This window comes from Kitasatospora sp. NPDC058218 (assembly GCF_042882445.1).
Classification (GTDB): Bacteria; Actinomycetota; Actinomycetes; order Streptomycetales; family Streptomycetaceae; genus Kitasatospora.
Genome location: NZ_JBHVWC010000019.1, coordinates 127,921 through 133,898 on the forward strand (window position 1 = coordinate 127,921; position 5,978 = coordinate 133,898).

The 5,978-nt window shown below is 71.7% G+C and carries 3 protein-coding genes and 1 pseudogene; 3 read left to right on the top strand and 1 reads right to left on the bottom strand.

The features are described from left to right. Positions 1-167: 167 nt before the first annotated feature. Positions 168-4,226, bottom strand: a complete 4,059-nt coding sequence (locus ACFVYI_RS14765) for a polymorphic toxin-type HINT domain-containing protein (protein ID WP_387885071.1) — start codon at positions 4,224-4,226, stop codon at positions 168-170. A gap of 465 nt (positions 4,227-4,691) precedes the next feature. Here ACFVYI_RS14765 and ACFVYI_RS14770 point away from each other — a divergent pair, with 465 nt between their 5' ends. The 3 genes and pseudogenes from ACFVYI_RS14770 to ACFVYI_RS14780 form a co-directional block, all read left to right on the top strand. Next, a complete protein-coding gene (locus tag ACFVYI_RS14770; protein WP_387885073.1) occupies positions 4,692-5,183 on the top strand; it encodes a hypothetical protein in 492 nt (163 codons plus the stop codon). A 65-nt stretch (positions 5,184-5,248) separates the two neighbouring features. Next, positions 5,249-5,737: a hypothetical protein gene (locus tag ACFVYI_RS14775; RefSeq protein ID WP_387885075.1), complete on the top strand. Its 489-nt coding sequence runs from the start codon at positions 5,249-5,251 to the stop codon at positions 5,735-5,737. A 53-nt stretch (positions 5,738-5,790) separates the two neighbouring features. Next, a pseudogene (locus ACFVYI_RS14780) lies at positions 5,791-5,978 on the top strand (esterase); the annotation flags it as partial.

Here is a 5,978-nt window from a genome sequence, read left to right on the forward strand (position 1 = left end):
GTTTTCGGTCGTCCCGGCCGGCCTGTTAACTCCCCCCCCCCCTTTTAACTGCTCCCATTTTTTATTAACCGCGCCACCCCCGGCCGCCCCCGGCCCGCCCGTCTCGCCCCCGGGGGGGGGGGGGGGGTGCGCGCGGGGCCCCCCCCCGCGCCAGCCTAGGACACGAACTACCCTCCGGAGGGAGTGAAGGTGTAGCCGCCTCCACTACTGGGATTGGCCTTCAGCGAACCCCTCCTCGACGTGATGGGGTACTGCCCCACACTGTCGTAGAAGCGTTTCAAGTACTCGTCCTGGGGCACGCCGTTCCTGCCCGTCCACTTGTCGAAGACCTTGCCGTCCTTGAGCACGGCGTAGTGGACGTACCAGACGTCCTCGACTCCCTGGTACGGCAGCTTCGAGTAACGGTTGACGACCTGAGGCGCAATCTGAAGGACCTCGCCGCCCCCGAGCTTGCCGAGGATCTCGAGCGCGCAGGCCTCGCAGCCGGTGCTGCCGGCGATCGTGCTCTTGGGCGCGGCCGTCCACGACTCACCCAGGTCGGGGCACTTCTGCGAGTTGTGGACCAGCACCGACGTCTCGCCCGCGAGGACGTAGTACGTGTGGAGGTCGCTGACCGAGAGGTTGTAGGCGGGCTGCAACGTGGTCCGGTGCCGGACATCCGAGACCGTGGCGGTCGCACCGGAGGCCGTCCGCACCTGGTCACCGACCTGGAGGTCGGCGGCGTCCACCCAGTTCTGACGGTTCTCGGACCAGAAGGGGTGGTGGTCGGTCGCGGTCAGGGTGCCGGCCTTCGCCCCCGTCTGCACCACCAGGTCCGTGAAGTCACGGTCATCGGGGGTGTAGATGGTCGCATCCACCCGGCGGGCACCGGTCTGTCCGGCGGCGGGATCGCCGGACAGGACCTGGTCGCCGACACGGACCTGCTCGATCGGCTTGGTCGAACCGTCCGCCATCAGCACGCGGGTGCCGGCCGGGAAGCTGTTCCTGCCGATGGGGCAACTGCCGGGGAGCTTGGAGAACAGCTTGTCCAAGAACTCCATGACCTTCTTGCCACCGGGGATCTTCTCGGCCCACTTGGCGAGCTTGGCCACGGCGGCGGCGTCACCGGCGAGCGGAATCGCACCGACGCAGGACAGGATCGCGTTCTCGACATCCTTCTGCAGGGCGTAGATGCCGCAGTTGATCAGGTCGGCGATGTCCGCGATGCCCGGGGCGAAGACTCCCCCGACACCACCGATGAGGTCCAGGACCCCATGGGTGACGTTCAGGACGGTGTCCAGCCAGCCGGACTTGTGCTGGGCGGCCTCCTTGCGGAGTTCGGCCTCCAAGGTGTCGGTGGCCGACTTCTTGTCCTGTTCGGCCTGCTGCTTGGCGGCGGCGTCATTGGCGGCCTGGGCCGCGGCCACACGGGCGGCCTCCTGCTCGGCGACGTACTTGGTCTTGTACGTGTCCATGGCATTGCGCGCGGCCTGCGCGGCGACCGCCGTGTCCTGACCGGCCGCCTCGGCGTCGGCCTTCGCCCGGGCGGCGGAGGCGTAGGCCTCCTGAGCCGACCAGCTCGCGCTGGCGGCCGAGCGCTGGGCCTGCTGGGCCGAGTAGCTGGCGGAGGCGGCGGAGTGACGGGCCGAAGCCTCGGCGGAGGCGGCGGTCTTCGCCGCGTCCGCGGCCTTCTTCGCGCTGACGGCGGCCGCGTCGGCCTTGTTCTTCGCCTCGGCGGCGTAGCCGGCAGCGGCACTGGCAGCGGCGCCGGCCTGGGCGGACGCGACGTCGGCCTCACCGGAGGCGTTACGGGCGAGGGCCGCGGCCTGGACGGCCTCGGCGGCACTCTGCTGGGCGTAGGCGGTGACCGCCGACGCCTCGGAGATCATCCGCTGGATCTCGGCCACGTGGGTGGCGGCGAGCGCGTCCTTGCGAGCGGTGGTGTACTGCCCGGTTTCGATGAAGGCCCGGAGCACCTCCGGGGTTCCTTCGAGCGCGATCTGCGCCGCGGCCTTGACCTCCGGACCGCCGGACTGACGGAGCCCGGCCGCGACGACCTGGTCGTCGGCGAGCTGTGCCAGGTAGCGGCCGCTGGTGAGGAAGTCACGCAGCGCCTCGACGTTGCCGTTGAGCGCGGCACGACCGGCGGCCTGGACAGTGGAGCCACCAGTGCTGACGATCTTGGCGACACTCACCTGGAAATCGGGAGTGGCCGCCTGGTACTGACCGGTGGTCAGGTATGCGGTGACCGCGTTGGCGTCACCCTGCAGGGCCTGGGCCGCCGCAGCGCGCACCGCCGGAAGCTCCGAGGTGGTGGCGAGGTTCTGGACGCGGTCCCGGTCGTCCATCTCGATCGCCCGGCGGCGACCGTCACGGACGAAGTCGAGAACGTCCTGGTCGGTGCCGGAGAGCGCCGTGCGGGCTGCTGCGACCTCCCAGGGACCGGCGATCTTCATCGACAGGACGGCGAGCTTGCGCCCGTCGGTGGCGATGGCCGCGGTGTCGGGGTTCGCCTGTGCCAGCGCGGTGGCGAGGCGGGTGGCCTCGTCCTTGGTTCGGCGCAGCTGCTGAACGCCCTCGCCGATCGCGGCCTGCTTGTCGTCGTAGGCGGCCTTGGCGGCCTTGACCCGTTCGACATCGGTGGCGGTCTGCGCGGCGAGGTCCTCGGCCTCCGCCCGCTGGGCGACGTCGTGGACCCGATTGGCCTCGTCGACCGCATCCTTGGCGGTCTGCGCGGCGGCGACCGCCGCTTCGGCGTGGGCCTTGGACCGGTCGGCGGCCTGCGCGGCCTCGCCGGCGTGCTGGGCGGCGTCGCGGGCAGCGGCGGCCGCGTTGCGGGCGTGGGTGGCGGCGGAGTCCGCGAGCACCTTGGCCTGGGCGGTCGCCTGCGCGGCCTCGCCGGCCAGGGACTTGGCGGCGGTCGCGGCCCGGGAGGCTTCCTGGGCCTGACGCTGGGTCGCGGCCGCGGCGGCCTTGGCCCGCGCCGACTGGGAACCGGCCACGCCGGCGTAACCACCGGCCTGGCCCGCCGCGGTAGCGGCGGCCATCGCGTTGCCGCTGGCGCTCAGGGCCGACTCGGCCACCTCGGCGCTGGCGCTCGCGGCGGCAGTCGCCTGGGTCAGCGATCCCGACGCGGCGTCCGCGGCCTTCGCCGCGTTCTCGGCCGTGGTGGCGGCGGCCGTGGCCGCGTCCGCCTTGGCACGGTCCGTGGCGGCTCCCGCCGCCGCGTTGCGGGCGGCCGTCGCGGCCCGGGCCGCGCCCGCGGCGGCGTAGGCGGCCTGGCTGGCCGCGCTGGCCGCCGTGCGGGCCGAGTTGGTGGCGGAACGGGCGGCCTTCACCGCGGTCTGCGCCGCGTCGGTCGCCCGGTTGGCGGCGTCCGCCGCCCGTCCGGCGGCGGCGGTCGCGGCGACCGTGTCGTTGCGCGCGGCCTCGGTCTCGGCGGCGGCCTTCGCCGCCGACTCCTTGGCCAGTTGCGAGGCCGCGATCGCCTGCGCCGCGGACTCCTTGGCGTCCTCGGTCTCGCGGACGGCCTGTGCGGACGCCTCCTTGGCCTGCTGGGTCAGCTGCTCGACGCTGGTGTGCTCCACGTCACGGGCCTTGGCCACGTGCTGGCCGACCTCGAGGAACTCACGGACGTCGTCGATGGTCCCGTTGAGCGCCAACCTGGCGGCAGCCTGGGTGTTCGGCCCGCCGGTAGCGAGGATCTGAACCAGCTTCACCCGGTCATCGGTGTCCCGCGCGGTGTACTGGCCGTCGTTCAGGAACACCTGGACATCGTCCGGGGTGCCGTTGAGGGCGGCCCTCGCGGCAGCCTGCACACCGGCGCCCGCGCCGTTGATCAACGAGGCGGCCCTGACCTGCTGGTCGCTCTTCAGCGCCTCCTGGTAGCCACCGTCCAGGAAGGCCCGCAGCTCCTCCGGGGTGCCGGCGAGCGCCTTGCGCGCCGCCTCCCGCACGCCGGCCCCACCCAGGGTGAGGATCTGCGCGGCGCTGACCTGGTCGTCCTGCACCTGAGCGGGGACGCGCTCGATGTCCAGGAACTTGCGCACGTCCGCGTCCGAGCCGGTCAGCGCGGCCTCGGCCGTGGCCTTGATCGCGGGACCACCCGCCTGCCAGAGCGCGACCACACGGGCGCGGTCCATCGACACGACGGGGGTCGTGGCACCCGTCGTGTCCGCGGCCATGGCCGGCACGGCCCCCAACAGACCGGCCGCGAGCGCCAGTGGCAGCACGCGCAGGCTGACCACTGCGGATATGGACCGCCCACCCCGCCTTCGCCGCCCGGACCGGACAACTATTCCACCCACCAGAGACCCCTCCACGATCCGATAGCCGAGATTCGACTGGAGTGGAGCATATCCACAGCGGAAATGTCCGAACGACCGAAATGGCGACCCGTCAGCGCGATGCACAGAGGCTTGCTTCATCGGACAGATGGCAAATCCAGACAAAAGGCGATCAATCTCTCGCCTCGTCAAATAGACGGTCCAACTGACCTGAGCTGCGGCGTTACTTGATCGAGCCACAACCGAGGAGAGCGCTTGAACATGCCCTAGACTGCGAACCGCCAAAGCCATCGGGGGCCGGGAATGGCGCGTCGTCGCCGCCATTCCATCCGCCTCGTACGCGTCGGATCAACGATGCCGACCGTCGAGTAGTTGGATGTCGACCGTTCCCCCGGGTGAAGTCAACCCACCTGAAGGGAAATTGAGATGAAGAGCAACATAGCCCGCTGGCTGATCGCCGGTTCCCTCGCGGCCGCCACCACCTTCGGCGCCACCGCGCTGGCCTCCGCGGACACCGCCCCGGGGGGCGACACCGCCACCCCGCCGCCCGCGGTGGAGGACTTCGCCTACCCCGGCGCCTCCCCCTTCCCGGCGTTGAAGCTGATCCGCGGCGACGGGCACATCGTCCTGGCCGACTGCAACACGGCCACCCAGATCCAGCTGTGGAGCACCGCCGCCACCAGCCCCAGCGGCGGCCCCGGCGTCTGCTTCCGCGTCACCGGTTCGAGCGGCTACCTCTCGCTCGAACTGCCGCAGACCTTCATGATCCAGACCAGCAACGAGCGCTCCGTGCGCGCCGACCTGACCTCCGAGGGCGTCGCCCAGACCGTGGACGTCGCCAAGGGCGGCGCTGCCACCGTCGGCGTGGCGCTCGGCCAGAAGCCGACCATGCTCGTCGAGTTGCGCATCACCGGCTGACCCGGCACCGAGCCGGTCGCCGACCGGCCACCCAGTACCCGACACCATCGATCCGGGGGACTCCCATGAAACACCGCGTCCGCGGTTGGGCGGCCGTCATCGCCGCCACCGCCGCCGCAGGCGTGTTCGGCCTGAGCGCGTTCGCCGCCGCCGACACGGCACCACCGCCCGCCGACGCCACCGCCCCGCCGTCGGCCGTAGAGGACTTCGCCTACCCCGGCGGCTCCAACCTGACCGGTATCAAACTCCTGCGCGGGGACGGGCACCTCCTTCTCGCCGACTGCGCCGGCGCGACCCAGATCCAGATCTGGACCCGGGCCGCCGTCAACCGCGACAACAAGGTGTGCTTCACCACCACCACCGCGACCGGCTCACTCACCCTGGAGCTGGCCGACGTCTTCGCCGTCCAGACCTCGGGCCGCTCCGTGCAAGCGGGCCTCACCGCCGGGGGAACGACGCAGACTCTGGACGTCCCCAAGGACGGCTTCAAGGGCGTCGGCGAAGGCATCGGCCAAGCCCCCACCACCGTCGTCGAACTGCGCGTCACCGGCTGACCGTCCGGCTGCCGGCAGACATCCACCTTCGAGACCGAGGAATTCCGCCCCCCATGCTTCCCAAGACCTCTGCCCGCGCCCGGGTGACGGGCGCGCTGGCCGCGACTCTGGCCGCCGGCGCGCTCAGCACCTTCTCCGCCATGCCCGCCAACGCCGTCGTCGGTGACCAGGCGGCGGACGGCGCGTACGCCTACACCGCCAAGCTCACCATCGGCGACAACGTCCGCGCCTGCACCGGCGC

Coding starts and splice junctions, on each gene's coding strand:
- ACFVYI_RS14770 (WP_387885073.1), top strand. CDS start 4,692: ATGAAGAGCAACATAGCCCGCTGGCTGATCGCCGGTTCCCTCGCGGCC.
- ACFVYI_RS14775 (WP_387885075.1), top strand. CDS start 5,249: ATGAAACACCGCGTCCGCGGTTGGGCGGCCGTCATCGCCGCCACCGCC.